The organism is Lysinibacillus sp. NPDC056185, from assembly GCF_047737915.1.
GTDB lineage: Bacteria > Bacillota > Bacilli > Bacillales_A > Planococcaceae > Lysinibacillus.
In genome coordinates, this window is record NZ_JBLLLQ010000043.1 from 1 (window position 1) to 24,425 (window position 24,425).

Annotated in this window: 23 protein-coding genes; 18 read left to right on the forward strand and 5 right to left on the reverse strand. The window is 34.2% G+C overall.

What is annotated here, in order from left to right:
- The first annotated feature begins 503 nt into the window (after positions 1-503).
- Genes ACMZ42_RS24520 through ACMZ42_RS24530 form a run of 3 tightly spaced genes read left to right on the forward strand, consistent with a single transcriptional unit; the run spans position 504 to position 3,801 of the window.
- On the forward strand, positions 504-1,436 hold the full coding sequence (locus ACMZ42_RS24520) for an ABC transporter ATP-binding protein (protein WP_415733096.1): 933 nt from the start codon (positions 504-506) through the stop codon (positions 1,434-1,436).
- An 11-nt stretch (positions 1,437-1,447) separates the two neighbouring features.
- Positions 1,448-2,704, forward strand: coding sequence for an ABC transporter permease (locus tag ACMZ42_RS24525; RefSeq protein WP_415733097.1), 1,257 nt, complete (start codon positions 1,448-1,450; stop codon positions 2,702-2,704).
- Entirely contained in the window at positions 2,701-3,801 is a 1,101-nt protein-coding gene (locus ACMZ42_RS24530) for an ABC transporter permease (protein ID WP_415733098.1), read from the forward strand. Before ACMZ42_RS24525 ends, ACMZ42_RS24530 begins: the two co-directional genes overlap by 4 nt.
- A 157-nt stretch (positions 3,802-3,958) precedes the next feature.
- Here ACMZ42_RS24530 and ACMZ42_RS24535 read toward each other — a convergent pair whose 3' ends face one another.
- Both ACMZ42_RS24535 and ACMZ42_RS24540 read right to left on the reverse strand, forming a co-directional pair.
- Complete coding sequence (locus ACMZ42_RS24535; RefSeq protein WP_370076101.1) at positions 3,959-4,819, reverse strand: YitT family protein; 861 nt, start codon at positions 4,817-4,819, stop codon at positions 3,959-3,961.
- A 34-nt stretch (positions 4,820-4,853) separates the two neighbouring features.
- Positions 4,854-5,393, reverse strand: a complete 540-nt coding sequence (locus tag ACMZ42_RS24540) for a helix-turn-helix domain-containing protein (protein WP_370076099.1) — start codon at positions 5,391-5,393, stop codon at positions 4,854-4,856.
- Between the two features lie 179 nt (positions 5,394-5,572).
- Between ACMZ42_RS24540 and ACMZ42_RS24545 the strand changes: the two genes are divergently transcribed.
- From ACMZ42_RS24545 to ACMZ42_RS24570, 6 genes are all read left to right on the forward strand, one after another.
- A complete protein-coding gene (locus ACMZ42_RS24545; protein ID WP_402931070.1) occupies positions 5,573-5,824 on the forward strand; it encodes a PLD nuclease N-terminal domain-containing protein in 252 nt (83 codons plus the stop codon).
- Entirely contained in the window at positions 5,808-6,710 is a 903-nt protein-coding gene (locus ACMZ42_RS24550; RefSeq protein WP_415733099.1) for an ATP-binding cassette domain-containing protein, read from the forward strand. The genes ACMZ42_RS24545 and ACMZ42_RS24550 overlap by 17 nt, the downstream gene beginning before the upstream one ends.
- A 4-nt stretch (positions 6,711-6,714) precedes the next feature.
- Complete coding sequence (locus tag ACMZ42_RS24555) at positions 6,715-7,494, forward strand: ABC transporter permease (RefSeq protein WP_415733100.1); 780 nt, start codon at positions 6,715-6,717, stop codon at positions 7,492-7,494.
- A gap of 119 nt (positions 7,495-7,613) precedes the next feature.
- Positions 7,614-8,315 (forward strand): ABC transporter ATP-binding protein, encoded by a 702-nt coding sequence (locus ACMZ42_RS24560; protein WP_415733101.1) that lies wholly within the window; start codon positions 7,614-7,616, stop codon positions 8,313-8,315.
- On the forward strand, positions 8,305-9,897 hold the full coding sequence (locus tag ACMZ42_RS24565) for a hypothetical protein (protein ID WP_415733102.1): 1,593 nt from the start codon (positions 8,305-8,307) through the stop codon (positions 9,895-9,897). Before ACMZ42_RS24560 ends, ACMZ42_RS24565 begins: the two co-directional genes overlap by 11 nt.
- Positions 9,894-10,274, forward strand: coding sequence for a GntR family transcriptional regulator (locus ACMZ42_RS24570; RefSeq protein ID WP_415733103.1), 381 nt, complete (start codon positions 9,894-9,896; stop codon positions 10,272-10,274). The genes ACMZ42_RS24565 and ACMZ42_RS24570 overlap by 4 nt, the downstream gene beginning before the upstream one ends.
- A gap of 214 nt (positions 10,275-10,488) precedes the next feature.
- On the opposite strand, the gene ACMZ42_RS24575 is transcribed toward ACMZ42_RS24570, so the two are convergent.
- Positions 10,489-10,710, reverse strand: coding sequence for a hypothetical protein (locus tag ACMZ42_RS24575; protein ID WP_415733104.1), 222 nt, complete (start codon positions 10,708-10,710; stop codon positions 10,489-10,491).
- Positions 10,711-10,994: 284 nt separating this feature from the next.
- Here ACMZ42_RS24575 and ACMZ42_RS24580 point away from each other — a divergent pair, with 284 nt between their 5' ends.
- The 4 genes from ACMZ42_RS24580 to ACMZ42_RS24595 all read left to right on the forward strand — a co-directional run bounded on the left by ACMZ42_RS24580 (position 10,995) and on the right by ACMZ42_RS24595 (position 13,918).
- Positions 10,995-11,168 (forward strand): hypothetical protein, encoded by a 174-nt coding sequence (locus tag ACMZ42_RS24580; protein WP_370076085.1) that lies wholly within the window; start codon positions 10,995-10,997, stop codon positions 11,166-11,168.
- A gap of 289 nt (positions 11,169-11,457) precedes the next feature.
- Positions 11,458-12,099: a FadR/GntR family transcriptional regulator gene (locus ACMZ42_RS24585; protein ID WP_415733105.1), complete on the forward strand. Its 642-nt coding sequence runs from the start codon at positions 11,458-11,460 to the stop codon at positions 12,097-12,099.
- Positions 12,100-12,120: 21 nt separating this feature from the next.
- Entirely contained in the window at positions 12,121-12,969 is an 849-nt protein-coding gene (gene accD / locus ACMZ42_RS24590; RefSeq protein ID WP_370076081.1) for an acetyl-CoA carboxylase, carboxyltransferase subunit beta, read from the forward strand.
- Complete coding sequence (locus tag ACMZ42_RS24595) at positions 12,962-13,918, forward strand: acetyl-CoA carboxylase carboxyltransferase subunit alpha (RefSeq protein ID WP_415733106.1); 957 nt, start codon at positions 12,962-12,964, stop codon at positions 13,916-13,918. Before accD ends, ACMZ42_RS24595 begins: the two co-directional genes overlap by 8 nt.
- 661 nt (positions 13,919-14,579) lie before the next feature.
- Here the strand turns inward: ACMZ42_RS24595 and ACMZ42_RS24600 are convergent.
- The gene (locus tag ACMZ42_RS24600) at positions 14,580-14,723 is read right to left on the reverse strand and encodes a hypothetical protein (protein ID WP_415733107.1); all 144 of its coding nucleotides are present in this window, start codon (positions 14,721-14,723) and stop codon (positions 14,580-14,582) included.
- Positions 14,724-14,997: 274 nt separating this feature from the next.
- On the reverse strand, positions 14,998-16,395 hold the full coding sequence (locus tag ACMZ42_RS24605) for a hypothetical protein (RefSeq protein ID WP_415733108.1): 1,398 nt from the start codon (positions 16,393-16,395) through the stop codon (positions 14,998-15,000).
- Positions 16,396-16,810: 415 nt separating this feature from the next.
- Here ACMZ42_RS24605 and ACMZ42_RS24610 point away from each other — a divergent pair, with 415 nt between their 5' ends.
- From ACMZ42_RS24610 to ACMZ42_RS24630, 5 genes are all read left to right on the forward strand, one after another.
- Complete coding sequence (locus tag ACMZ42_RS24610; protein WP_415733109.1) at positions 16,811-18,307, forward strand: serine hydrolase domain-containing protein; 1,497 nt, start codon at positions 16,811-16,813, stop codon at positions 18,305-18,307.
- Between the two features lie 458 nt (positions 18,308-18,765).
- Positions 18,766-19,809 carry a Fic family protein gene (locus ACMZ42_RS24615; protein WP_415733110.1) on the forward strand — a complete coding sequence of 348 codons (1,044 nt, stop codon included), beginning with the start codon at positions 18,766-18,768 and terminating at the stop codon, positions 19,807-19,809.
- A 552-nt stretch (positions 19,810-20,361) separates the two neighbouring features.
- Positions 20,362-21,681, forward strand: a complete 1,320-nt coding sequence (locus ACMZ42_RS24620) for an HBL/NHE enterotoxin family protein (RefSeq protein WP_415733111.1) — start codon at positions 20,362-20,364, stop codon at positions 21,679-21,681.
- A 53-nt stretch (positions 21,682-21,734) separates the two neighbouring features.
- Positions 21,735-22,967: an HBL/NHE enterotoxin family protein gene (locus tag ACMZ42_RS24625; RefSeq protein ID WP_370076069.1), complete on the forward strand. Its 1,233-nt coding sequence runs from the start codon at positions 21,735-21,737 to the stop codon at positions 22,965-22,967.
- Positions 22,968-22,989: 22 nt separating this feature from the next.
- Positions 22,990-24,102 (forward strand): HBL/NHE enterotoxin family protein, encoded by a 1,113-nt coding sequence (locus ACMZ42_RS24630; RefSeq protein WP_415733112.1) that lies wholly within the window; start codon positions 22,990-22,992, stop codon positions 24,100-24,102.
- Positions 24,103-24,425: the final 323 nt, after the last annotated feature.

The window sequence follows — 24,425 nt, forward strand, 5'->3', positions numbered from 1 at the left end:
GCTCTCAAGATTGGGGTATCCCATTACCCCTCCCTATCCAGTGCATATAGCAGATAGGGCTACGCTACTTTTACCATAGCGTATAGTTGGTTTCGTTCGATGTGTTTTAGCGTCTTTTTCTTGACGACACATATTGTTTTACCGATAGCATGAATTAGGCTATCGAACCATATACAATATCCAATTTTCAATGAACGAGCGTGTTTTATAGACTTTTACTTGTCTATACATGAAATATAACACCCTTTCAGACAATTGAGGTAGCAAAAGTTACCTTTTGTCTGACTTTACTTTCATCCCATGTCTAAAGACGGGCTACACCCTGCATGGGCTTTCTCGTTCGGAAAATCTGTAAAGCATGATATAAGCATTCATAATGAATTTCATTTGGCAAACCTTACTCGTCCAGTATAAAAAATGACTTCAGTCATTGCCTTTTATGACGGAAGCTAGTCGTCTAGTCATTATGCAACTGTTATTCTTTAGAGAAAGGGGGCTGTTGAATGATTGAAGTAGTTAATCTAACAAAAACATTTAAAAAAGTAAACGCTGTTGATGACGTGAGCCTATACATTGAGCCTGGCGAAATTGTAGGACTTCTTGGACCGAATGGCGCTGGTAAATCAACGACAATTGCGATGATGTCGACTTTGATTCAACCAACAACAGGTGATGTCTTATTACAGCATACAAGCATTTTAAAAAATCCAACTTCCTTACGAAAAGTACTAGGGGTTGTGCCACAAGAAATTGCCTTGTATGAGGAAATGACAGCACGTGAGAATTTGGAGTTTTTTGGGGAAGTCTACAAAATTCCGCGTCAAAAATTGCAGGAACGGATTCGTATAGTACTAGCGCAAATCGGACTCGAAAATGAGCAGAAAAAACTTGTTAAACATTATTCTGGCGGGATGAAAAGACGTTTAAATATTGGTGTTGCCTTACTGCATGAGCCTGAATATTTAATTATGGATGAGCCGACAGTTGGCATTGACCCGCAATCGAGAAAGTATATTTTAGAAACTGTGAAGAGATTGAATAAAGATGCCAATACAGCGATTATTTATACGAGTCACTACATGGAGGAAGTCGAGTATTTATGCGATCGCATTTATATTATGGATAAAGGGCATATAATTGCAGCTGGCAAAAAGGAAGAAATTAAGGCGATATTATCTTCAGAAAAAACGATTGTCTTAAAGCTAGAAAAGCATTCAAATGATTTTGTTGATGCGCTTATGAAACAAGGCTTTTTATCAAATTTTCAGGTAAATGATGCAGATATTTCCTTTAGTGTAGCAAAAAATACCGATTTCCTTCCAATGTTATTACCTTTATGTGAGAAGCATGACATTGTTCTTAAAAGTTTTCATGTCAAAGAGCCGACATTGGAAGATGTGTTTTTACATTTAACCGGTAGAGCATTAAGGAATTAGGGGGAACCGTGATGTTTTTAGCACTTATTCGTAAACAGTTAAAAGTATTGTGGCGTCACCCTCAAGAGTTGGTAATTTTACTATTAATGCCGATAGGACTTATATCTATAATCAGTTTTGCTATAGGCTCATTAATGGAGGGGGATAATAGTCCAATTGATATAAAGATTGCGATTGTACAACAGGAGGATGAGCAGCAAGAGTTGGCGGCATTTTTGCAGGAATCACAAGGAGAGATGTGGGCTGCTGATGTACATTCACGGGAAAGCCTTAAACAAATGCTACCCATTTCTATGCTCTTGAAATTGCTAGAGCAGGAGGATATGCAACAATTTATTACTGTCTCCCAGATTGCTTCAAGTGATATGGATGCGCTTAAAAAAGAAGGAGAGTACGATGTAATACTTGAAATACCAGCTGGATTTACAAAACAATTTTATACATCACTTTTCGCAAAAAAAGAAATTCCAGCTTTACATGTGTATTTAAACGAACAGAAAGAAATTGCTTCAACGATTGTACAAAATATTTTAGAATCATTTCAATATCAATATACGCTAATGGCAGAGCTTAGTTCAAAAGGGTTATTAACGCAAGATGTGATATTACCAAAAGCAGATATTTCATCTACCGTTCAGACGGTGAATCAACAGGAGCCCGTCTCAACGAGTGTATATTATACGTTTAGTATGACTGTCATGTTTATTTTATATATAGCAGGGACAATCTCCAGTCAAGCATTTTTAGAAAAGTATATGCATATTTTTGATCGTATTCTACTAGCAAATATCCATCCGATCATTTATTTATTAGCGGTTATTGTTTCAACTGTTATTTTGTCATTCATTCAAGTGTCCATTGTATTTGTAGTTGCCTATCTTATGCTTGATATTTCATTTGTACAATTGCCTTTACATTTACTCGTGACATTGATGCTGGCAATTGTTGTTGGAAGTATTGCTGCATTACTATCAGCAGTAAACTACCGCTTTAATTCGGCAGAGCTTTCTAATGTGTTTGGTTCAGTTATCGTATCAATTTTAGCTTTATTTGGTGGTAGCTTCTTTAATTTAAGTACCTTTGCACCAACTCTTGCGAAAATTGGGAGTTGGACACCGAATGGAGCAGCCTTACAAAGTTATTTAACGATACAGCAAGGAGGAGGGCTAGGCCAGATTTCATCTTATTTATGGATATTAACGGCTGTAGCAGTGATTTGTACAACAATCGCCTTTTTATTGTTCCCGAGAAGAGGTGGTATTGCATGATCAATATACTCAAGACAAAATTTTTATTATTAAAAAGAAAGCCTAGTTCATTAATCGCAACTACTATTATTATATGTCTTTATGCGTATTTGATAGGGCATGGACAACAAACAAAGCAGCCGATTGCTGTCCATTCGACTTTAAGTGAGGAAATGACAAAGCAAGTATTGACTGAGTTAGAAAGTAATAAAAATTACGAATTTACGATTTATAATGAGGATGAAGCAACAGAATTAGTTGAAACAGGTAAAGTTGATGTAGCAATTTTATTACAGGAAGCAGGCTATAAATTACTGGTGGCTGTTGATTTTATGAATGCCAAATTGGTTCAACATGAACTAGACCGAATTTATAGTAAGGTGCTTCAAAATGATGCGATGATAAAAGCTTTTCCTACAGATTTGCAGGATGAGGTAACAAGTGCGATCGCAGTAGCGAAAACAACTCCATCATTTGATATCCAGTATACAAACTTTGCCAATGAAAAAGGATTTAAATGGGACTCCGGACTTCACACTCTATTTGGCTTTGCACTGTTTATGGTTATTTATACGGTAGCCAATGGTGTCAATCACATAGTCATGGAGCGTAGAAATGGTATTTGGAATCGTTTAACGGTTTCAAGTATTAGCAAATGGGAAGTATATACAGCTAATCTAGCTTATGCGTTTTTATTAGGCTATCTTCAAATCGTATTAGTATTTTGCATTTTTTATTTTGGCGTTGGTGTAGAGTTTTATGGAGGGTTTGTAGCAAGTTTAATTGCAGTCATACCATATCTATTGTGTATCGTTGCACTATCCATTTTTATCGCCTCTATCACGGATACACCTAGTAAATTTAATACAGTGATGGCGTTCATTGCAGTACCATTTGCGATGTTAGGTGGCGCCTATTGGCCATTAGAAATCGTATCTTCTAAAGTAATTTTAGCTCTATCTTATATTTCGCCAATCACATATGGTTTAGAGATTTTAAAAGGTGTGACGATTAATGCTAGTTCTTATGTAGAGTTATTACAACCTTTAAGCCTACTATTATTTATGACAGTCGTATTTATGGGCATTGGAATTAGTGTCATGGAGAAGAAAAGCTAAAATTTAGCTAACTCCTCTTGCAAAAAGTTAGCTATCTTCCGTATTAGACCTGTTTAAGTTCGCTTGTAAATTTAGTCATAAAAAATACTGCACCCAATTGTTACATATCTAACAATTGGGGTGCAGTTTATGAACGACTTACTTTCTTACCTTTTATTTAGTGAATATCACGCTTTTTGAAGTTCCCTCCACGTACCTCTGAAACATCAGAAATAACTACGAAGGCACCTTCATCAATATCTTTAATAATCGATACAAGTTTATTTTCTTCCATACGGTTAATGACACAGTTTAATATATCAGTTGGTTCATTGGAGAAACCGCCACGCCCTTTAGTATATGTAACACCACGTCCTAAACGAGCTTGAATCGCATCACCAATTTCCTCTGATTTTGCACTGACAACACGAACATCTTTTGATTTTTCTAAACCTACTTGAATAATGTCGATAACGTTTTTCGCAATATAGTACGTTAAAGCTGAGTATAATGCGCTTTCTAAGCCAAAAATAAAGCTTGCCCCTAAGAAAATAAAGGCATTAATAAATAATATAATATCCCCGACTGAAAACGGAATTTTACGTGATAGCAACACGGCTAAAACCTCAGAGCCATCTAAAGCGCCACCGTTACGTAAGACAATCCCAATCCCAACACCAAGTAACATACCACCAGATAAAACAATTAATAACGGATCATTTGGACCTAAAATTGTTTTAACATCGTGCATAAGAACTGTGGAAATAGAGAGAGCTGCTATCCCAGCACTACTCATCAATGCAAAAGTTTTACCTACTTGTTTGTAGCCAATCCAAATAAACGGAATGTTTAATACAAAGAGCAGTACGCCTAATGGAATACCAAAGAGGTGTGCGCCCATAATACTAATACCTGTCACGCCACCATCAATGACATCGTTCGGAATTAATACCGCTTCTAGTCCATATGCTGCGATGATGGCGCCAATTATAATCATGATAAATTTTCGTGTGTTTTCTACTGTCTTTCTTCTTTTCATAAATCTTCTCCATTTCTTTACGTAAAAATATTACTTAAGGTTTTGGAATAATATTTATAGCAATTGTTTTTGTCTCAGTCTCTTTGCTTGAGTCGGCCATATTATAGTATTTAAGAATTAAATCGTTTAATTCATTTTCAAAACTCATAAATTGATTAGTCGTTAATGTCAAATCGATAAATGAAAAAGTTGCTAAATCTGCAAGTCTTTCTTCTTCATCAAGTGAATTTAAATAATTTTGATATTGAGATAGTAAAGCTAATTGATAGTTGGAAACATAATTTAATTTTTGTTTGATCGTTAGTTGTGTCCAATCCTCCTGACTAAGTTTTTCTGCTCCTTCATTTAATGCATAAAATTTTTCTGTAACAGAACGTACTTTTCGCTCTTTCACAATTTTTATGATGTTTTCATCCATTAAGATTTGGATGTGACGATACAAAGTAGCTTGAGGTACATCCTTTATGATAGAAATCATCTCCAAAGTGCTTAAGCCTTCTTCTTTATCGTGCATTAGAGCTTGTAAAATTTTCATTCTCACAGGGTGCATTAAAACCTCTGCTTTATTCCGCATAAAAACGATCCTCCTATCAGATGGAATCAAGGGAAGCACAATCAAATGTTATCAATATGAGAACATTATCAATAAATATACTATATATTTTTTTTACAGATGTACAGTAGAAAGGTAATGAAATTTTTTACACCTTATGTTATCATTATCGATAATGATAATGAATGGAGGTTTTAGGAATGAAATTACACTATGGTTTTGATGAGTTAAGCCAACTGGATTGGGCAAGCATACTTCCAATCATTTTGCCATTGATATTCGTAGGATTTGTTCTAATCATTGTTGCATTATTCGATTTATATCGGCACCGACATACGCGGGAAAACATACTGATGTGGACAATTATTATTTTGTTCTGTAACTCAATTGGTTCTGTTCTATACTTCATTATTGGTAGAAAGGATGTAAATAAACGTGCGCTTAGAGATTAAAAATATTACGAAAAAGTTTAAACATAAAACAGCCGTGAATGATTTTTCAATGGTCATTGATTCCAATGAGTGTGTTGGATTAATTGGACCAAATGGAGCGGGAAAATCCACGTTAATTCAAATCATTGCCGACATTTTGAATGCAGACAAAGGAGAAATACTTCTTGATGGTCAAAAAATTTCAGCTATGAGAAATCAAATTGGTTACTTACCTCAGTATCCTAATTTTTTCTCATGGATGACAGCATTTGAAACATTGTCCTTTATGGGAACACTTTCAGGCATATCAAAAAATGAATTGCAGAAAGAAATTCCATTACTTTTAGAAAAGGTAGGCTTAGGGAAAGAAGCACATATACATGTCGGGACATTTTCAGGTGGTATGAAGCAACGCCTTGGTATTGCACAAGCATTGTTGCATAAGCCAGCTTTAATGATTATGGATGAACCGGTATCAGCGCTAGATCCAATAGGGAGAAGAGAAGTGTTAAATCTATTAAAAGAGATAAAAAAAGAAACGACAGTTTTAATATCAACGCATATATTGAGCGATGCGGAGGAAATTTGTGAGCGCTTTGTGATGATTAAAAATGGTCACAAAATAGAGGATGCTACAAAATCAGAGTTACTTGAGCGCCATCAAGAATCAGCTATCTTTTTAATGATTCGTAAGGTAGATTTTCAGTGGTTAACAATGCTTGAACATTTATCTTATGTGCAGAAAATCGAAAGCTGTGGAAATGGCTTCAAAATACACGTTGAAAATTTGGAAACAGATGCTAATCGATTAATACAGCACGGACTGGATTCAAAAGTGATGTTTACTAAATTTGAAGTGGGTATTCAAGACAATCTAGAAGAAATATTTTTAGAATTGGTGGTGTAAGTGAATGAATGCTTTTATCGAATTAAGCAAAAAAGAGGTACATCAAATGGCAAGAGAGTTTAAAATTTTGTGGCTCCCAATTGTATTTATTTTACTAGGGCTAACACAGCCGATAATGATGTATTATTTACCGGTTATTTTACAATCAGCTGGTGGTGTTCAAGGTATAACAATTGATCCTACGATGGCAAAGCCTGTGGGACAGGAGGTACTTGCCTCAACATTAAATTCACAGTTTGATCAGTTGGGCATTATTATTCTGGTCGTTGCCACTATGAGTATTATCCAAGGAGAGAAAGCTAATGGCATGATGGCATTTATCCTAACAAGGCCAGTATCGATATCTTCTTATTTAAATAGTAAAATCTTCATCCATTATATTTTGGCTGTTATATGTATAGCTCTTGGCTATGCAGTGTCCTATGGCTATTCAGCGTTTTTATTTACTACTGTTCCTATGACACAAGCTTTATGGGCATTAGTATTTTATTGTGTTTGGCTGTTATTCATCATTACGTTTGTTGCGATGATGAGTACATTTTTTAAAAGTCCTGCATTTATTGCACTAATAAGTATCGTTAGTTTATTAATATGTCGTTTTATCGCTGGGCTACATCCAATAATGGACGTTGTTAATCCTGCTAGTAATAGTATGTATGCAACAAATATTCTAATGTCGGGTGATATGGGATCTTGGTATGGCATCAATATTGTAGTAACACTGCTGTTAGTTTTATTGATGATCATTACGATGCAAAGTTTTATTGCGAAAAAGAAATTTTAACTTCTTTCAGCCATGTTTTCTGTGCGAAAGCGAAGCGACAGGTACAGATGTCTTTTGTATCGAAAGCGAAGCGACAGATACAGATGTCTTCCGCCAATTTATGGGATGAGGTGATGAAATTGTTATCGATACAAAATTTACAGAAATCATATGGACAACATGAGGTTTTAAAGGGTGTAGAGTTAAAAATAGAAAAGGGAGAAATACTGGGGTTTGTTGGGGGGAATGGTGCAGGTAAAACAACGACATTAAATTGTATTGCTGGATTAGTAGAACAAAATTGCGGAAAAATAATGATTAATAATGTTGCGAAATCACAGTCACTCGAATATAAAAAGCAATGTTATTATATACCTGATACGATTCATGTATTTCCAAATTTAGCTGCATATGATTGGATACATTTCGTTTTGAAACTATATGAAAAAACTGATGATGAAAAACTACAAAACTTCATTAACATCTTTGGCATGGAAAAAAGTATTTATAAACCGATGGGAACGTATTCTTATGGAATGCTTCATAAGATTGCGTTGATTACTGCTTTTACAATTAGTCCGCCTATCCTTATTATGGATGAGCCGATAAATGGCCTAGATCCACTAGCTGTCGTTGCTTTTAAAAATTGTATGAAAGAGTACGTTGAAAAGGGTGGAACCGTTCTCTTTTCCACTCATCTGTTAGATGTTGCCGAGAAAATTTGTCAATCAATTTCGTTTTTAAAAGATGGAAAGATTGTCTTGCATGATCGTGTTGAGAATTTGCTAGTCGATGGTAGCTTAGAGACTATTTTTATGGAGAAACAAGCAAATGAAGGATAATATCCAATTAATCAAATTCTTTTTAACATCTTTTTATGCAAAGCCAAAGCAGCCAGTTATTCAAGTACTCCTTTTGATTGCATTCATTTATGTAGCCACTCAGTATTTTGTGCTTACTCTAATTATTTACTTTATAGCGACCCCTGAGGAGTATTTATTTTATAATATTCTCCTTTCAAATGGTGTGACGTATATATTGATTTCATTTTTTGCTATTTCGGTAGTGTTTAGTCAAAGTGATTTTGCTATATTTGCTCATTTGCCCATTTCAGCGAAACGGGTTGTAATGTCGAAAATAATAAGTGGAGTAGCTTTACCGATGATGGTAGTAAGTATTCTATCAATACCGACGTTTTTCATATTACTGATAAAGTTTAAGCTAGCTGTCGCAGTAAAATCAATTGCATTTTTACTGATCATGAATGTATTAATTGTACTGTTCCTTCTATTTTTATTATCCATTTTGAATCATTATCGCAGTGTATTTATCAATACATCCGTGTATTTGCTTGTTAGGATGACTCTTATATTTGGTATTGGAATAAGCCCAATATTGTACTTTCTAATAAAAAATTATCATGCAATCAGCAATGTTTTAGCGAAATTAGATACTTCAACAATATCTTCCTTAAGTGCTTCAATTTCAGATTTTCTCGATTTAGGTTATCGTTTTGCAATGCAACATTCATTGGTGAAGACGCTTTTGCCATTGACTACTACAAAAAGTTTGATCTATTTCATCCTAGTATTCGCTCTATGTTATTTATTGTTTAATGCAACTATAAAAATGATTGCGTCTAAGTATTATGAACATGGCTTGCTTGTAAGTAGAATAGAAAAAACGACCAAAGTTTGGGGGAGGGATATTCAAAGTAGTTTGCTCAATTATTTGCAACGTGAATATTGGATTATCCAGTCTGAACCATACTTTAAAATGCAAGCTATTTTAGGGATTATTTTAACGCCAATTTGTACAATCATTTTTCTAACTTTACAGACGAACATTTTAAAGGCTGAATGGATGATTAACAATGAATCTTTTCTTTTTGTCTATATGGTTTTGTTCATGAGTTGTATGAACAATATTAGTGGAACTCCCTATTCAAGAGAGGGGAAATACTATGCATCTAGCATGACGTTGCCATTTGATCCACAAAAAATTTACATGGCAAAAGTTATGACTTCATCATGCATCGGCACAATATCGGCTGTAATAAGCTATATCATTTACATGCTATTTGGTAGAGGCGATATTATTACGGGACTACATTTATTGATTACATTATTATTAGTCATTACGTATAATTTATTGTCCCCGCTCTATGATAGAAGGCATCCATTACTTGAATGGTCTAATCCATCTGAAGCAATAAAATCAAATCCTACAGTATTAATAAGCCTGCTATATGGACTACCATTATTGATTGTTGTTGCGCTTCTTCATTTCAGCTTGCTTACTTTCAATGTTTCTCCAGCGATGACAGCTCTAATTATTTTGGTAATTGTAACTCTATGTACATTTACAGTAATCTATAAAAAGTTTTTTGAAGGAAAGAATATGAAAGGATACGTGAACAATTGAATTTAAGAATAGATCCAATGAGTAAAATTCCTTTTTATCAGCAGTTAACCCAGCAACTACTTTGTGAAATAGCGACAGGAAATTTGCAAAATGGTGACCCGTTGCCCTCCATTCGTGATTTAGCAGCTAAAACAAACCTCAATCTTCATACCGTCCATAAAAGCTACAAGGAGCTTCAGAAGAAAGGAATAATCGATATAAAACCTAGCTCAAAAGCAATTGTTAAAAAGTCTGCTGAAGCAAAGGGTGTTAACCTTCAACAAATAGCTATAATGGTCGAACAGATAATGTGTGAAGCTTATGTTTTAGGGATTAGCGAACATCAACTACAGCAGATGTTTCATGAGAATTTGCGAAAATATTATACTGAGTGTTAAGAGAGAAAGAGATGACTTCTGCAATATACAGAAGCCATCTCTTTCAAATTTTTATAGTCAAATCCATTTGGATGTGGGGGATATAAAAAATAAGAGACTACCAAATTTATCAAGGTCACTGAAATAATCCACTTTATTTCATAAAGCGTACTTTTGACACAACTGTGCAATATAAAAAGTTATCTTTTAGTAACTTAGAAATAGAATTTCTTTATTAATATTTAGAAAGCCAGTCAATTAATTGATCATAGTTACTAGAGAATATAACATTATCTTTAGTATTAGACTGTTCCAGTTGATTTAGAATATCCCCTTCTTCTATTAAAAAAGCAACTGCAATAGTGTTGTCTAATATACCATTTGAGAAAAATTTGTCTTTCCATAATTTTTGTACAGAAAAATGTTCTGGGGTATAACCTTTACGGTTAACTAACAACTTATACTTTTTTTCTTGTTTAATAAACGAATAGCATGTTTGCTCAAACGAATTAAACCACATGTTTACATCAGCGATGGTGATGTAACCTGTTAAATTAGTAATAATAATATCTTCAAATGTAGAATTGAAATAAAGTTGCGATGTTTATAAAAAAGATACGATGTTTAAAATAAAGTCGCGACGATTATAAAAAAGTTACGATTAATAACCCTGGGTATTGGCTCAGTGGGCCACGTCCGGACGATGCCAGGTACGTGCTTTCCTTGTAGGTCGCCGTTTACATGCTTCAGGATGAGTTTGGAACGGTATCTGTAACCTTATTCCCGCAAGTTTTTCATCTTGTTCAAGAGCTGTTACTAGAAGATGAATTGCTTTACATTGAGAGAACGCTTGAAAAGCGCTTTGGTAGACCTCAAGTGAAAATAAAACATGCACAAACGACGAAAAGAATATGAAATTGAAGGGAATTTTAGAAACTGCATAAATTTTTATGCAGTTTTTTCTTTACTTTCAAATAATTATTTTGTAAGATAAAGCCAACTTCAAAAGTGGCCAGACCACTTTTGAATTCATTCAGTAAGAGACGCCATCATCTGAAGGTGGTGGATTTTGTTTCTTTATAGTAGGTATCCAAACACCTACTGAATGAAGATAAAGCCTTTGGATGCATTGTTTATCTGCGCGAAAGGAAAGCGACAGCAATAATTATTCCAAGGCGAATAGATTGACCGAGGAGTTGATCGTATGGATAAAAAAACCGAACAAAAGAAAGTGTTTTTAGATATTGTCCAACAATTACGACAACTTATTAAAATAGAAAAAATACAGGCTGGTGAAAAGTTACCTTCCGAACGAGTCCTTTCAGAACGTCTAGGTGTCGGGCGATCCTCTGTGAGAGAGGCATTGCGAAGTTTAGAGTTATTAGGTCTTATCGAAACGAGACATGGGGAAGGTATGTTTCTAGCTTCTACACAAAAGCATCAGCTCGTAGAAATATTGTCGATGTTTATATTAGAAGATGAAAAATCAAAAAAGGATGTCGAATTAACGCGACAAATTCATGAAAAGGAAGCCATTCGCGTTATAAGTTGTACAGAGACTCTGCGACCACTACCAGTGTGGGGCAGTTTTTTTGTAAAGCTAGAGATAGAAAGTACGATTAATTGTCGGGATGTTTTACGAGAAATAATCATCACGTCAGGAAATCGTCTTTCACTAAAAGTCTGGTTTCAGTTAGCAGTTTATACTGGTGACCGTTTAAATCGAAACTCAACAGAAGAAGAAAAATTAATCATTCAAACTATGTTGAAATCGATGCAGCTTGGCTATGAAAAAGAAGCATTAAAAGCTTACGAACAGTGGATGAATGCTGAACAAGGCATTTAGACAACAAAGGGGGAGTAAAACATGGCAATACGTAGCTTATTTAGTAAAAAGAAAGAGGACGGACAGGAAAAGGGATTTCCAGAAGGACTTATGACAAAATGTCCAGAATGCCGTCACATTCAGTTAACAAAGGAATTAGAAAAAAATCATAAAGTGTGTACAAAATGCGACCATCATTTCAAAATGACTGCACAGGAGCGCGTAGCATATTTCTTAGATGAAGGTTCATTTGTTTCAATGGATGATCATTTACAAACAAGTAATCCACTTAATTTCCCTGATTATGTAGAAAAAATTTCAGTGGCTAAACAACAAACGGGATTAAGCGAAGCTGTACTGACTGGGTTAGGTACTCTTGATGGAGAAGAAATTGTTGTAGCCATTATGGATTCTCATTTCCGTATGGGCTCAATGGGCTCCGTTGTAGGAGAAAAAATCACACGTGCCGTTGAAAAAGCTATTGAATTACGTGTACCGGTTATTATTTTTACTGCTAGTGGTGGAGCGCGCATGCAAGAAGGTATTCTATCATTAATGCAAATGGTAAAAACGAGTGTGGCATTAAAACGTCATAGTGAAGAAGGACTATTATTTATTTCGATCATGACGCATCCTACATACGGTGGCGTTTCAGCAAGCTTTGCCTCTGTTGGAGATATTAATATTGCTGAACCACAAGCATTGATTGGCTTTGCTGGTCGCCGTGTCATTGAAGAAACATTAAGAGAAAAATTACCAAATGATTTCCAAAAGTCAGAGTTTTTACTAGAGCATGGTCAGCTTGATGCAGTTTTCCATCGGAAGGATTTACGAAATCAAGTAGTAATGCTTGTAAAAATGCATACAAAAGGCGGTGTGCAACATGTCTAAAAATTTAGCTTTTGAAGAACCAGTAATACAATTACGAGAAAAAATTGATGAATTAAAAACGATTGCTACAGAGGCAGATGTAGATATGACAGGTGAAATCGAAAAGCTTGAAACACGTCTAACACAGCTAGAACAATCTATTTATGCCAATATGAAGCCATGGGATCGTGTACAGGTTGCTAGACATCCAGAACGACCAACAACTTTACAATATATAGAAGCTATGTGTGAAAACTTTATTGAGTTACATGGAGATCGTACATTTGGTGATGATGCAGCTATTCTTGGAGGAATTGCTCTCTTTGAAGGACAGCCCGTAACAATTGTTGGACATCAACGCGGAAAATCAACTAAAGAAAATATTCGACGAAATTTTGGTATGCCACACCCTGAAGGATATCGTAAGGCATTACGCTTAATGAAGCAAGCTGAGAAATTTAAGCGCCCAATTATTTGTTTTATTGATACAAAAGGAGCCTATCCGGGTAAGGCAGCCGAGGAACGCGGCCCAAGTGAAGCCATTGCTAGAACTCTCTCTGAAATGGCGATTCTAACAGTACCAGTTATTAGTATTGTTATTGGGGAAGGCGGAAGTGGGGGTGCCATTGCATTAGGGGTAGCTAATCGCGTCTTTATGTTAGAGAACTCAACGTATTCGGTTATCTCGCCTGAAGGGGCTGCATCGATCTTATGGCGAGATGGTAGCCTAGGGAAGCAAGCTGCAGAAGCAATGCGTATAACAGCACCTGACTTAAAAGAGCTCGACGTTATTGATGGAATAATCCCTGAAATAACTGGTGGAGCACACCGCAATGTTGCGAAGCAAGCATCTTATATAAAAGAATGTATAAGCGTCACACTAAAAGCATTGAATTCTCTAAATGGCGAACAATTAATTGAAGATCGCTATGAGAAATTCAGAAAGATTGGACAATATACAGAAGTTTAAATTCATTTTTAGGTTTTTGGACATGTGAATTTGTTCGTAAAGAGATAAAAATTGTTTCTTAAATAAATTAATATCCTAATGATGGAAGAAAAAAGAGTTGTAGTTTGTAAAAAAGATTGATCATTTATAATATAGTTTGATAAAAATAACTTCGCATTTAAATAAAACCCACGCATTTTGATCAAACTTTTTTCAAAATGCGTGGGTTTCTTCTATTATAAATCAACGTTTGCAACAAACTTTTAATCAAACTTTATTCCAAACCAACATCAAAAACGGATGTACTTGTATTTTTAACATTTAATATAAAAATCAGCTCCTTAAAATCATTATAAACTAAACAATTATAAGTAGAATACTTAATATTTATTGCACAATACGAGAAAACTCTGCACTATTTGTTCAGCTAAGCCGTACATTTGTGGAACAAGGTCCATCCCCTGTTACTAGGAATACCCCAAGGTTTATTCCGTTAAATGGCCCGATTGTGGAATAAGAAAATTATCAATCTTTATTAAAGGCTGTTTTCTAAAAGATTGTTGCAATTAAAACATAAAAACAGAGTTAATCTACAAAATATGTGGAATCAACTCTGTTTTTATGTTTTATATTTCGAAAATCGAATATTTAACTACAGCACCTGTTAGTTGAAGAGGTAGTTTTAATTATTAGTACCTTTTGCTAATTCTTCGCGTAATTTTTTTATCTCTTCTGCTTGCTCTAAGATATTATTATCCACTTTTCTTATAGCATCATAAAGCTCAAAACCTACCACAAATACTAAGAATGCTATCAGTAAATCCATTTTCACACCTACTTAATTTATTATATATAATCAATAATAAACTAATTTGGTTAAATATGTAATTATAAATTGAACTTTGATAAACTATTAGCTGGTTTAGTTGAAGAGCAACAATCTTTACGAAAACAGCCTTATTAAAAGACCACAATAAAAGTTTGATTATAAAGTTTGATTATATATAATCAAACTCAAATCCTCTAAATATAAGGTCTAGTTTTATTTTATTATACTATTTACCCTATATTATCCTTTGGAGTTCCTTACTTTTACAATGCTATATTAAAAACATCGCCACAATAGTTGTAATCACAAGGCCAATCGCCACTGGCAATAAATTACGCCTTGCAAGTTCGAATGGGCTAACATTGCATATTGCAGCAGCCGGGATTAATGCCCAGGGAATTAATGTACCGCCTCCTACAAAAATAGCTGTTATTTGTCCTAAAGCTGTTAAAGTTGCGGTACCTCCACCAATTGCATTGCCAAACAAACTACCGACGGAACCTGCTAAGGAAATACCTGAGAAGCCAGAACCATCTAAGCCTGTAATAGCGCCAACGACTGCTAAAGTGACGACTGCAATTCCTTTTGTTAATGGAACTACCGCAGCTAGACCCACACCGAGATCATTGACGATACCATGTGAAGCGGCTGGTAAGTAGTCACCAATAATTTGTGTAAATCCGGAATCTCCTAGATAGAAAAAGGCTGCGATTGGAATAACCGGTCCAAACACTTTAAATCCGAATTGGAAACCTTGAATGAAATAGCTTGTTGTCTTTTCAAGCCCTTGTTTTTTGTGAGCTACAACGCAAAGTAATAGTAGGATAAAGACAGATGTCCCTCCTATTAAAGCTGTTGCATCTCCGCCTTGTAATTTTAAGATAGACATGGCAATGACATCGAGTACAAAGGCAATTGGAATGAGTACTGCGAAAAAGCGTTTTTGTCCGAGTGTTAGCAGATTTTCAGTAATTACTTGTTCTACACCTTCATTTGTGTCGTTTGTAGCATATAAATTCGCTGATCCACGCTTCATATCACGTCGTAATAAAATATAAGCGACTACCGTAGTAACCACGCCCATTGTAATAACAAGGGGAATACTAGCAGTCATTACCTCACTAACTGGAATACTAGCAGCATCAGCCGTTAGCTTCGGAGCTCCTTGTATAACAAAATCACTCGATAGAGCGATTCCGTGACCAAATAAATTCATCGCCATCGCCACACCAAGTGCTGGTAAGCCTGCACGTAGAGCAACAGGTAACAAAACTGCTCCTAAAAGTGCGACAGCAGGAGAAGGCCAGAAAAACCAAGAGATACACATCATTAATAGACCAATCGTCCAGTAAGCTAAAGCGGGTGTTTTTATGATTTTCGTAAATGGAGCAATCATGACTTCATTGATACCCGAGGCCATCATCACTCGACTCATGGCTATGATAATAGAAATAATGAGAATAGTCGACAAAAGCTCAGTGATAGCATAAATAAAGCTGTTAAAAACACCACTAATGGACGAAGCTAAATCGCCTGTAGCAACGATTGCTAACATAAATATGCCAAGTACACAAATGAGGGTGGTGTCGCGACGTTTAACCATAAAGCCAATGATAAGGACAATAAAAATAACGTAAATCCAATGGAGAGCCGTCAATTCAATCCCCATGCGTTTCCCCCTCAATATTCGACCTGATTCTATAGAATATGAAGGGGAAAAAAGTTGGTGATGATTTTGAAAAATTTCGACTTAAGTAGAAAATTGAAAAAGTAATAATAATATATAATAAAGGAGAGGTAGCAGAAAAGCTTGCTGATGCGGTGAATAAATATTTATTACCTGCTTCAATAAAAGAACTTTCTAAACAACAACGTCAACAGCAACAACATAATAAATTAAACGGAATCGAAAAAAACAAATCATAATAAGAAAACAATGTTGCAACATCAGTAATAGTCCAAGTTCGCAGCATTGTTTATTTTTTTATCGAAAAAGATTCCTAAAAAAATCTTTTGATACTTCGTACAGTAGTTAAATCATTACTAGGTGTAGAGTGGTTTGATATTAAAGAGTAGGGGGAAGTATGATTAAAAAGATTATAGTGTTAATTAATAGCATTCTCTGTATTTTACTAATAATGTCTACAGATAAAGTTTCGGCAACAATGAGTGGTAGGGATGAGAAAATAAAACTGATTGAAGTTGAAATTGAGAGTAACATGAAAACACATGATATTCCGGGGATGGCCTTTGCGCTAGTTGATTCTAATGGGATTATTTATTCTAAAGGTTTTGGAATTTTAGATATACGAGAAGTTACCCAGCAGATTGACGAAAATACAAACTTTAACTTAGGATCGCTTTCTAAAGTGTTTACCACATTAGCTATTATGCAGCTTCAGGAGAAAGGGTTTTTAAGTATTGAAGATCCTGTTGTTGACTATCTTCCTTGGTTTAAGACAAGAGATGCTTTAATATCAAATCAAATTACTATTAAACATTTACTTAATCATTCGAGTGGTTTGCCAAGTCGTCTCAATGTTCATGATGTTAAAAGTATAGATCGCCGGAAGATTATAGATCAAATTAGTGAGAAACTAAGTAATGTTATGTTAGTTGCAAAACCCGGTGAAACTTTTGAATACACCAATATGAATACAGATTTGTTGCAAATAATTATTGAGGAAGTTTCAGGTGTCCCTTTTACAAAATATATGGATGAAAATATTTTTAAGCCTCTTGGAATGAACAGAACAGGGTATTTTACATTTGATAATCATCACCTTTCCAATACGGCAAGGGGGCATCGCTATCAATGGGATAAAATTAAACCTTATGAGGAAAAGCTAGTCTATGCTACATCTAGTTCGGCTGGGTTATCCTCAAATGCCACAGATTTAGCAAAGTTTATGATGTGTCTACTCAACGAAGGAATAACTCCTACGGGTAATCTGATTCATTCAAATAGTATTACAGAAATATTCAAAGCTAATAGATATGGCGTAGGGTACAATTGGTATGTATATCCTCATAATATGTATATGGAGGGTGGGTTACCAGGATTCACTTCTACGATGGTCCTTTCTTCTGATAAATCCTTTGGTCTTGTTCTCTTATCAAATTCGAAACAAGATATAACATACCATTCTGGATTTAATTTATTTAGAATAGTGGAAGGAGGAGCACCTAAACCTTTATTAGGTAAGGATTTTCCAAAGGTGAATTCTGCCGCTAAGATAATTCTTGGTATCACAATCTTCCTTTGTATTATTTTAACCTTTATATTAGGATCAACATTCTATAATTTAGCAAAAGGAAGACATAGGGTAGCTTTTGCAAAACCAAGTTTCAGTAGATTTTGTGTGATCATTTCCTTACTAGTATTATACTTTGGAGTAATGTATTACATTTACGTTTTACTACCTTTTTACGTGGGAGTTCCTTCGTTATTCAACTTTAAAAAAGAACCAGATGTCACATCAGGACTGATTATATTTAGTATAGTACATACATTGTTCTCTTTAGTTTTATTCTTGAAAATCCTAATAATTCAAAAGGTTAAACAGATCCAATCGGTATAGTTTAATTAGAAATTAAAGCGTTGATCCAACAAGGGATTAACGCTCTTTTTGTTGAAGTAAATTGAACGAACGAAGCAGGTTTAGTTGAAGCGTGTTATTAACTTGTATTCAACATAATGGAATAACTCGCTTTCGTTAAAAATGGATGATTATATAGCGGGAAGAAAAAATATATAAAAAATGTCACAAAAAATAATAAAAATCAGTACATTTAAAAGATAATATTCCGATATTTAATAAGTCAAATGTCTAACGTCTATACTTACGATACATCCACTTTTTGAAATAAAAAGTAATTTCAACGCCTTTATACAAAAATTTGAATAATAAATTAATCCTCTTTCTTTAGAAAGTTAAAGCTCTATTAAACCGGATGTTATTCGAATAACATTAGGAATTCCTAAAAACAAAAAAATTATTGTAATAGAGCATTGAGAGATAGTAACAGGAGGAACAAAATGAGAAATTATTTCGAAGATCCGTACATAAATAGTGAGCAACAACTAATAAACTTGGTCAGTGAAATTAGTGAATATAAAGGAATGTTGACCGCTTATAAAGAGCAGAGACCTGACATATTCACTAGCCTTGAAAAAGCTATACCCCTACAATACATAAAAAACTATGTTTCAGTTTATGAGGATATAAAAGTTTCAAATAAGCGATTAAAAGAACTTATTATAGATGATATGATCCCCCAATCCATTTCGGAAGATGCGATATTTTGTTATTATGAAACTTTGACTCTTGTACATAAAAAATCTTGTACTTTTTCTATAAGTCCAGATACTATACAAGAATTGCATTTCCAATTAATTCATTATAATACCTCTGACGGAGCAAAATGGCGCCAAAAGCCATTTTCTATCCCAGGACTTCCCGAAAAAGGGATGCATACGATTTGTTATCGTCCTCTTCCACCTGAAAAAATTCCATGGGCAGTAGAACAATTATGTAACCAGTACAATTTATTAAACCGTAAAAAAGAGTTGCCTACACTTATATTGATAGCTCGGTTTATATTGAATTTTTATTGCATAATTCCTTTTAGTCAAGGTAATGGTAGATTAGCACTTATGTTAATGCAATTACTATTAGTAAAAAACGGACATACATTTGTAAAATATGTTTGTTTAGATGAATATATAAAGAAAAGAGAATCAGAATACTATGAAGCCATATTTAAATCATCGGTTAATTGGTATTGTAATGGGCATAATATTAACTTCTGGTTAAAAGAGTTCTTAATTATTATTTTAGAAGCTTATGAAGATCTACATAGCAGAGTACTGGATTCTATATGTAAACATACTAAGGTAGAGCGAATTCAGAATTTTATTCATAATCAAAAACAGCCTTTTACAAAAGAATGTATTCGAAGCATTTATCCAGATATAGCTGAAAGTACTATTAGTAAAGCTTTAACTGATTTGCAACTATTAGGTGAAATCAAACTTATTTCAAAAGGGAGAAATGCGCGCTGGATGAAAGTAGAGTCTTAATCTACACTTTTTGAAGTTGGGGCTAATCAGTTTTTACTAAACAAATCAAAAAATCTACTCTAAGAACCAATTGCCAATCTTTAATCGGCAATTGGTTTTTTAGTTTTCAAGGAATGGAAAGCTTTCCGTTAATAAAATATTCCAACGAAAGTATTCGTTTTGCTTTTTTATCACAATAAAAAACGCCCTTTCTAACATGACCAATATGTCTAAATATAGAAGATTTATTTTCTATTTCATTGGCGAAAGTATGTCAATATTGCAACTTCAATCCGCTTATTTTCACCATATTATGGCACTTTCAAGTTAATTTTGTTCATATTAATCTACTTTAAAATCAAAATTACAGCGAAAATTAACTATTTTACACGTAAAATAGATTATTTTTACTGCAATTTGCTAAAAACTGTGACTATGCCTAAAATTTACATTACAGGGGAATTGTGAATTATTTTAGCAAGAATCTTTCCTGTAACTATAAGTATTTTAGGGGGACTTAAGAAGTAATTACATAAATGATTTTGAAAAATATCATCTAAGGAGGTAAACAAAATGAAAAAGAAAATTATTACAGGATTAATGATGACGTCTATTTTTACTACGGGGGCTATTCCTATACATACTTTTACAACACCTATAGCTCAGGCAGAAGTTCAAGAAGAGAACATAGCTATTTCCTCATCTTTAAGAAAATTAGGTGCACAGTCTAAATTGACTCAAATGTATATAGATCAGGCTTTATTAAGCCCTAATGTACAGCTAGAGGAAATACCAGCTTTAAACACAGAGCAATTTCTAATAAAACAGGATATGAAAGAATGGTCATCGGAACATTATCCAAAATTAATGCTAATAAATTCAAAAAGTAAAGGGTTTGCCACTAAATTTAATAACTATTATCCAACATTAAAAGGATATGTAGATAATAAGGACGATAAAGAAGGTTTTTTGGATAGATTAGAAGTCCTTCAAGAAATGACTATGACGAATCAAGAAAATGTGCAACTTCAGATTAATGAATTAACAGACCTTAAATTACAGCTTGAAAAAAAACTTAAAGATCTCGATACGGATGTGACAAAAGCTCAGGGAGTACTAAGTTTAGAGGGAACAGGGAAGATAGACAAGCTAAAAGACGAATTACTAGATACTAAAAAATTAATTCAAAATGATTTACAGCAAATTGCATTCCTTCCGGGAGCTTTAAATGTACAAGGGCTTAAAATATTCCAAGAGATTTATAGTCTTGCAAAAGATATTATCGACCCGGCTGCTCAAACAGCTGCGGCGGCGTATAACAAAGGAAAAGAAATTAATAAATCTATTTTAGAAGCAGAGGAAAAAGCAGTGCAAGAAGCAAAAGAAAAGGGTAAATCTGCTTTAGAGATTGAAGCTGCTAAAAAAGAAGCTCGTGAAGCAATTGAGAAAAATAAAAAAGGTGAAATTGCTGCAGCTGCAGCTACAAAAGCGAAAGAGTATGACCTTATGAAAGCAATTGACCCAGAAAAAATCAAAAAAACTTATAGTACCTTCGCTGAAGTAAATAATTTAAAGGCAGAACAACGAGCATATTTAGATGATTTGGAGCAACAAAATCAAAAATTATATGATTTAACAACGAAACTAACGATAGCAGATTTACAAAAATCAATGCTACTTCTTATGCAACATGATTTGCATACATTCGCTAGCCAAGTAGATGTAGAACTTGACCTATTGAAACGCTATAAAGAAGATTTGAACATAATAAAAAATAGTGTCACAAAATTAAGTACTAATGCTGATACTACTGACAATACAACTCAGAAAGATACATTAAGACGATTAAAAAATATAATAAGTCAACTAGAGGAACAAGCTGATAAATTTTAATATCCTGAAATTTAAAATTATAAAAATCTATCGAAGTTTGGGAGGAAATTAATATGAAGAAATTCCCTTTTAAAGTGTTAACCGTGGCTACTTTGGCAGCGGTTATAACCGGAGCTAACAGTGGTACTATTCACGCACTTGCACAAGAACAAATCACTCAGGAACAAAAAATAGGAAATTATTATACATTAGGACCTGAAGGGCTGAAAAAAGCGTTAGCTGAAACAGGATCACATATTCTTGTAATGGATTTGTACGCAAAAACAATGATTAAACAGCCGAATGTAAATCTATCCAATATTGATTTAGGTTCAGAAGGGGGAGAATTAATCAAAAATATTCACCTTAATCAGGACCTATCTCGAATCCATGCGAATTATTGGTTAGATACGGCGAAGCCAAAAATTCAAAAGACAGCACGTAATATTGTCAATTATGATGAACAATTTAATAACTATTACGACACATTAATAGACACTGTACAAAAGAAAGATAAGGAAGGCTTAAAAGAAGGTATAGGTGATTTAATCAGTACAATTAATACAAATTCAAAAGAAGTTACAGAAGTAATTAAAATGTTAGATGCCTTCAAAACAAAACTGTATACAAATACTATAGATTTTAAAAATAATATAGGCGGTCCAGATGGGAAAGGTGGATTAACGGCAATATTAGCGGGAAAACAGGCATTGATTCCACAACTTCAAGCGGAAATTGAGAATCTACGTTCCACTCAGAAAGCCCATTTTGACAATGTATTAGCATGGTCGATTGGTGGAGGCTTGGGAGCAGCTGTTTTAGTTATTGGAACTATTGCAGGAGGAGTAGTCATTGTTGTGACTGGCGGAACTGCGACACCGGCTGTTGTAGGCGGCCTTGCAGTTCTCGGTTCAGCTGGTATTGGTTTAGGAACAGCAGCTGGTGTTACGGCTTCTAATCATATGAACTCCTATAACGAAATTTCGAATAAAATCGGAGACTTAACGATGAAAGCTGATTTTGCTAACCAAGCTGTTATTGCTCTTACTAACGCTAAAGACACTTTGACATATCTGTATCAAACAGTGGATCAAGCAATAATGTCTCTGACGAATATTCAGCAACAATGGAATACAATGGGGGCAAATTATAAAGATTTATATGATAATATCGATCAAATGCAAGAACATAAGCTCTCTTTAATACCTGATGATTTAAAAGCTGCTAAACAAAGTTGGAATGATATTCATCAAGATGCAGAATTTATTGCAAAAGACATTGCCTTTAAACAAGAAGAAAAGAACTGAAATACAGTAGGAGGAATTTAAAATGAATAAAACATCTCTTTACAAAGTACTCGCTGTATCGACGTTTTTAACTTTGACAACTACAGCTGTAGTATCTCCAGTAGCAACATTTGCTGAGACAAGTAAAATTGAGCAAACTAACAATAGTGAGACGTCTCTTTCAGCAAACGAAGTGAAGATGAAGGAAACCTTGCAAAAGGCGGGGCTTTTTGCAAAATCTATGAATGCCTATTCTTATATGTTAATTAAGAATCCAGATGTCAATTTTGAAGGAATTAAGATTAATGGCTATCCAGATTTGCCTGGTAAAATAGTACAGGATCAAAAGGATGCTAGAGCACATGCCTTTACATGGGATACAAAAGTAAAAAAACAGCTGATAGATACATTGACAGGTATTATTGAATACGATACAAAATTCGAAAATTATTATGACATAATTGTAGAGGCCATTAATACAGGAGATGGAGAGACGTTAATAGAAGGGATTACAGATTTACGAGAAGAAATTCAACAAAATCAAAAGTATGCACAACAATTAATAGTAGAATTAACTAAATTACGAGACGCTATTGGACAAGATGTTAGAGCATTTGGCAGTAACAAAGATCTTTTACAATCGATTTTAAAAAACCAAGGTGTTGCAGTTGAGGATGATCAAAAGCGACTAAAAGAAGTTTTAGAATCAGTAAACTACTATAAAAAATTAGAGTCTGATGGAATAATAACAGTATCTGTGCCCTCTATTCCGACGTGGATTGCTGGTGGTATTATGTTAGGGGTAGCAAGAGATCAATTAGGTCAATTAGAACCGTTATTAGCACAATTAAATCAGACCGTTGATTATAAAACAACATTAAATCGTGTAGTTGGAATTGCACATAGTAATATTAGTGAGATGTACAATGCACTCGATGATGCTATTAACGCACTTACTTTTATGTCTACACAATGGAATGATTTAGACTCTCAATATTCAGGCGTACTGAGACATATCGAGAATGCATCTGAAAAAGCGGAACAAAATAAATTCAAATTTTTACTACCTAACTTAAAATCAGCTAAAGATAGCTGGGGAACATTAAAAGTAGATGCAGATACATTAAAAGCAGGGATAAAAGAGTTGAAAATATAGCCTGTTTTCAATATATATTACTATAATAGAAAAGTAGATTTGGGGAATATTTCATTTCCCAAATCTGCTTTTTTATTTTAGTTTTTTAGACTTCTTTTTTGCAATTAGAACACTTTCTTAGCAACTAGTGTAGTACTTACATGTCTAATATAGACCCGCAACGTGGTACAGAAATATTTTAATGTAAGATTCGTTCAGGCCAAACAGTTATTTTCTTTCATCATAACTAACTGCTCAAACCTTTTTTGTTGTAACAACCAAAATAACTCTGTACTTTTACTTTTAAGATAAATTTGCACACCATCAAATATACTAGCCAAAGA

Bases quoted from the DNA above. Each gene is read 5' to 3' on its own strand.
- ACMZ42_RS24625 (WP_370076069.1), top strand. From the start codon at position 21,735: ATGAAGAAATTCCCTTTTAAAGTGTTAACCGTGGCTACTTTGGCAGCG.
- ACMZ42_RS24630 (WP_415733112.1), top strand. From the start codon at position 22,990: ATGAATAAAACATCTCTTTACAAAGTACTCGCTGTATCGACGTTTTTA.
- ACMZ42_RS24580 (WP_370076085.1), top strand. From the start codon at position 10,995: ATGCTTCAGGATGAGTTTGGAACGGTATCTGTAACCTTATTCCCGCAA.
- ACMZ42_RS24620 (WP_415733111.1), top strand. From the start codon at position 20,362: ATGAAAAAGAAAATTATTACAGGATTAATGATGACGTCTATTTTTACT.
- ACMZ42_RS24605 (WP_415733108.1), bottom strand. From the start codon at position 16,395: ATGGGGATTGAATTGACGGCTCTCCATTGGATTTACGTTATTTTTATT.
- ACMZ42_RS24525 (WP_415733097.1), top strand. From the start codon at position 1,448: ATGTTTTTAGCACTTATTCGTAAACAGTTAAAAGTATTGTGGCGTCAC.
- accD (WP_370076081.1), top strand. From the start codon at position 12,121: ATGGCAATACGTAGCTTATTTAGTAAAAAGAAAGAGGACGGACAGGAA.
- ACMZ42_RS24520 (WP_415733096.1), top strand. From the start codon at position 504: ATGATTGAAGTAGTTAATCTAACAAAAACATTTAAAAAAGTAAACGCT.
- ACMZ42_RS24530 (WP_415733098.1), top strand. From the start codon at position 2,701: ATGATCAATATACTCAAGACAAAATTTTTATTATTAAAAAGAAAGCCT.
- ACMZ42_RS24585 (WP_415733105.1), top strand. From the start codon at position 11,458: ATGGATAAAAAAACCGAACAAAAGAAAGTGTTTTTAGATATTGTCCAA.
- ACMZ42_RS24615 (WP_415733110.1), top strand. From the start codon at position 18,766: ATGAGAAATTATTTCGAAGATCCGTACATAAATAGTGAGCAACAACTA.
- ACMZ42_RS24535 (WP_370076101.1), bottom strand. From the start codon at position 4,819: ATGAAAAGAAGAAAGACAGTAGAAAACACACGAAAATTTATCATGATT.
- ACMZ42_RS24545 (WP_402931070.1), top strand. From the start codon at position 5,573: ATGAAATTACACTATGGTTTTGATGAGTTAAGCCAACTGGATTGGGCA.
- ACMZ42_RS24610 (WP_415733109.1), top strand. From the start codon at position 16,811: ATGATTAAAAAGATTATAGTGTTAATTAATAGCATTCTCTGTATTTTA.
- ACMZ42_RS24565 (WP_415733102.1), top strand. From the start codon at position 8,305: ATGAAGGATAATATCCAATTAATCAAATTCTTTTTAACATCTTTTTAT.
- ACMZ42_RS24540 (WP_370076099.1), bottom strand. From the start codon at position 5,393: ATGCGGAATAAAGCAGAGGTTTTAATGCACCCTGTGAGAATGAAAATT.
- ACMZ42_RS24595 (WP_415733106.1), top strand. From the start codon at position 12,962: ATGTCTAAAAATTTAGCTTTTGAAGAACCAGTAATACAATTACGAGAA.
- ACMZ42_RS24600 (WP_415733107.1), bottom strand. From the start codon at position 14,723: ATGGATTTACTGATAGCATTCTTAGTATTTGTGGTAGGTTTTGAGCTT.
- ACMZ42_RS24555 (WP_415733100.1), top strand. From the start codon at position 6,715: ATGAATGCTTTTATCGAATTAAGCAAAAAAGAGGTACATCAAATGGCA.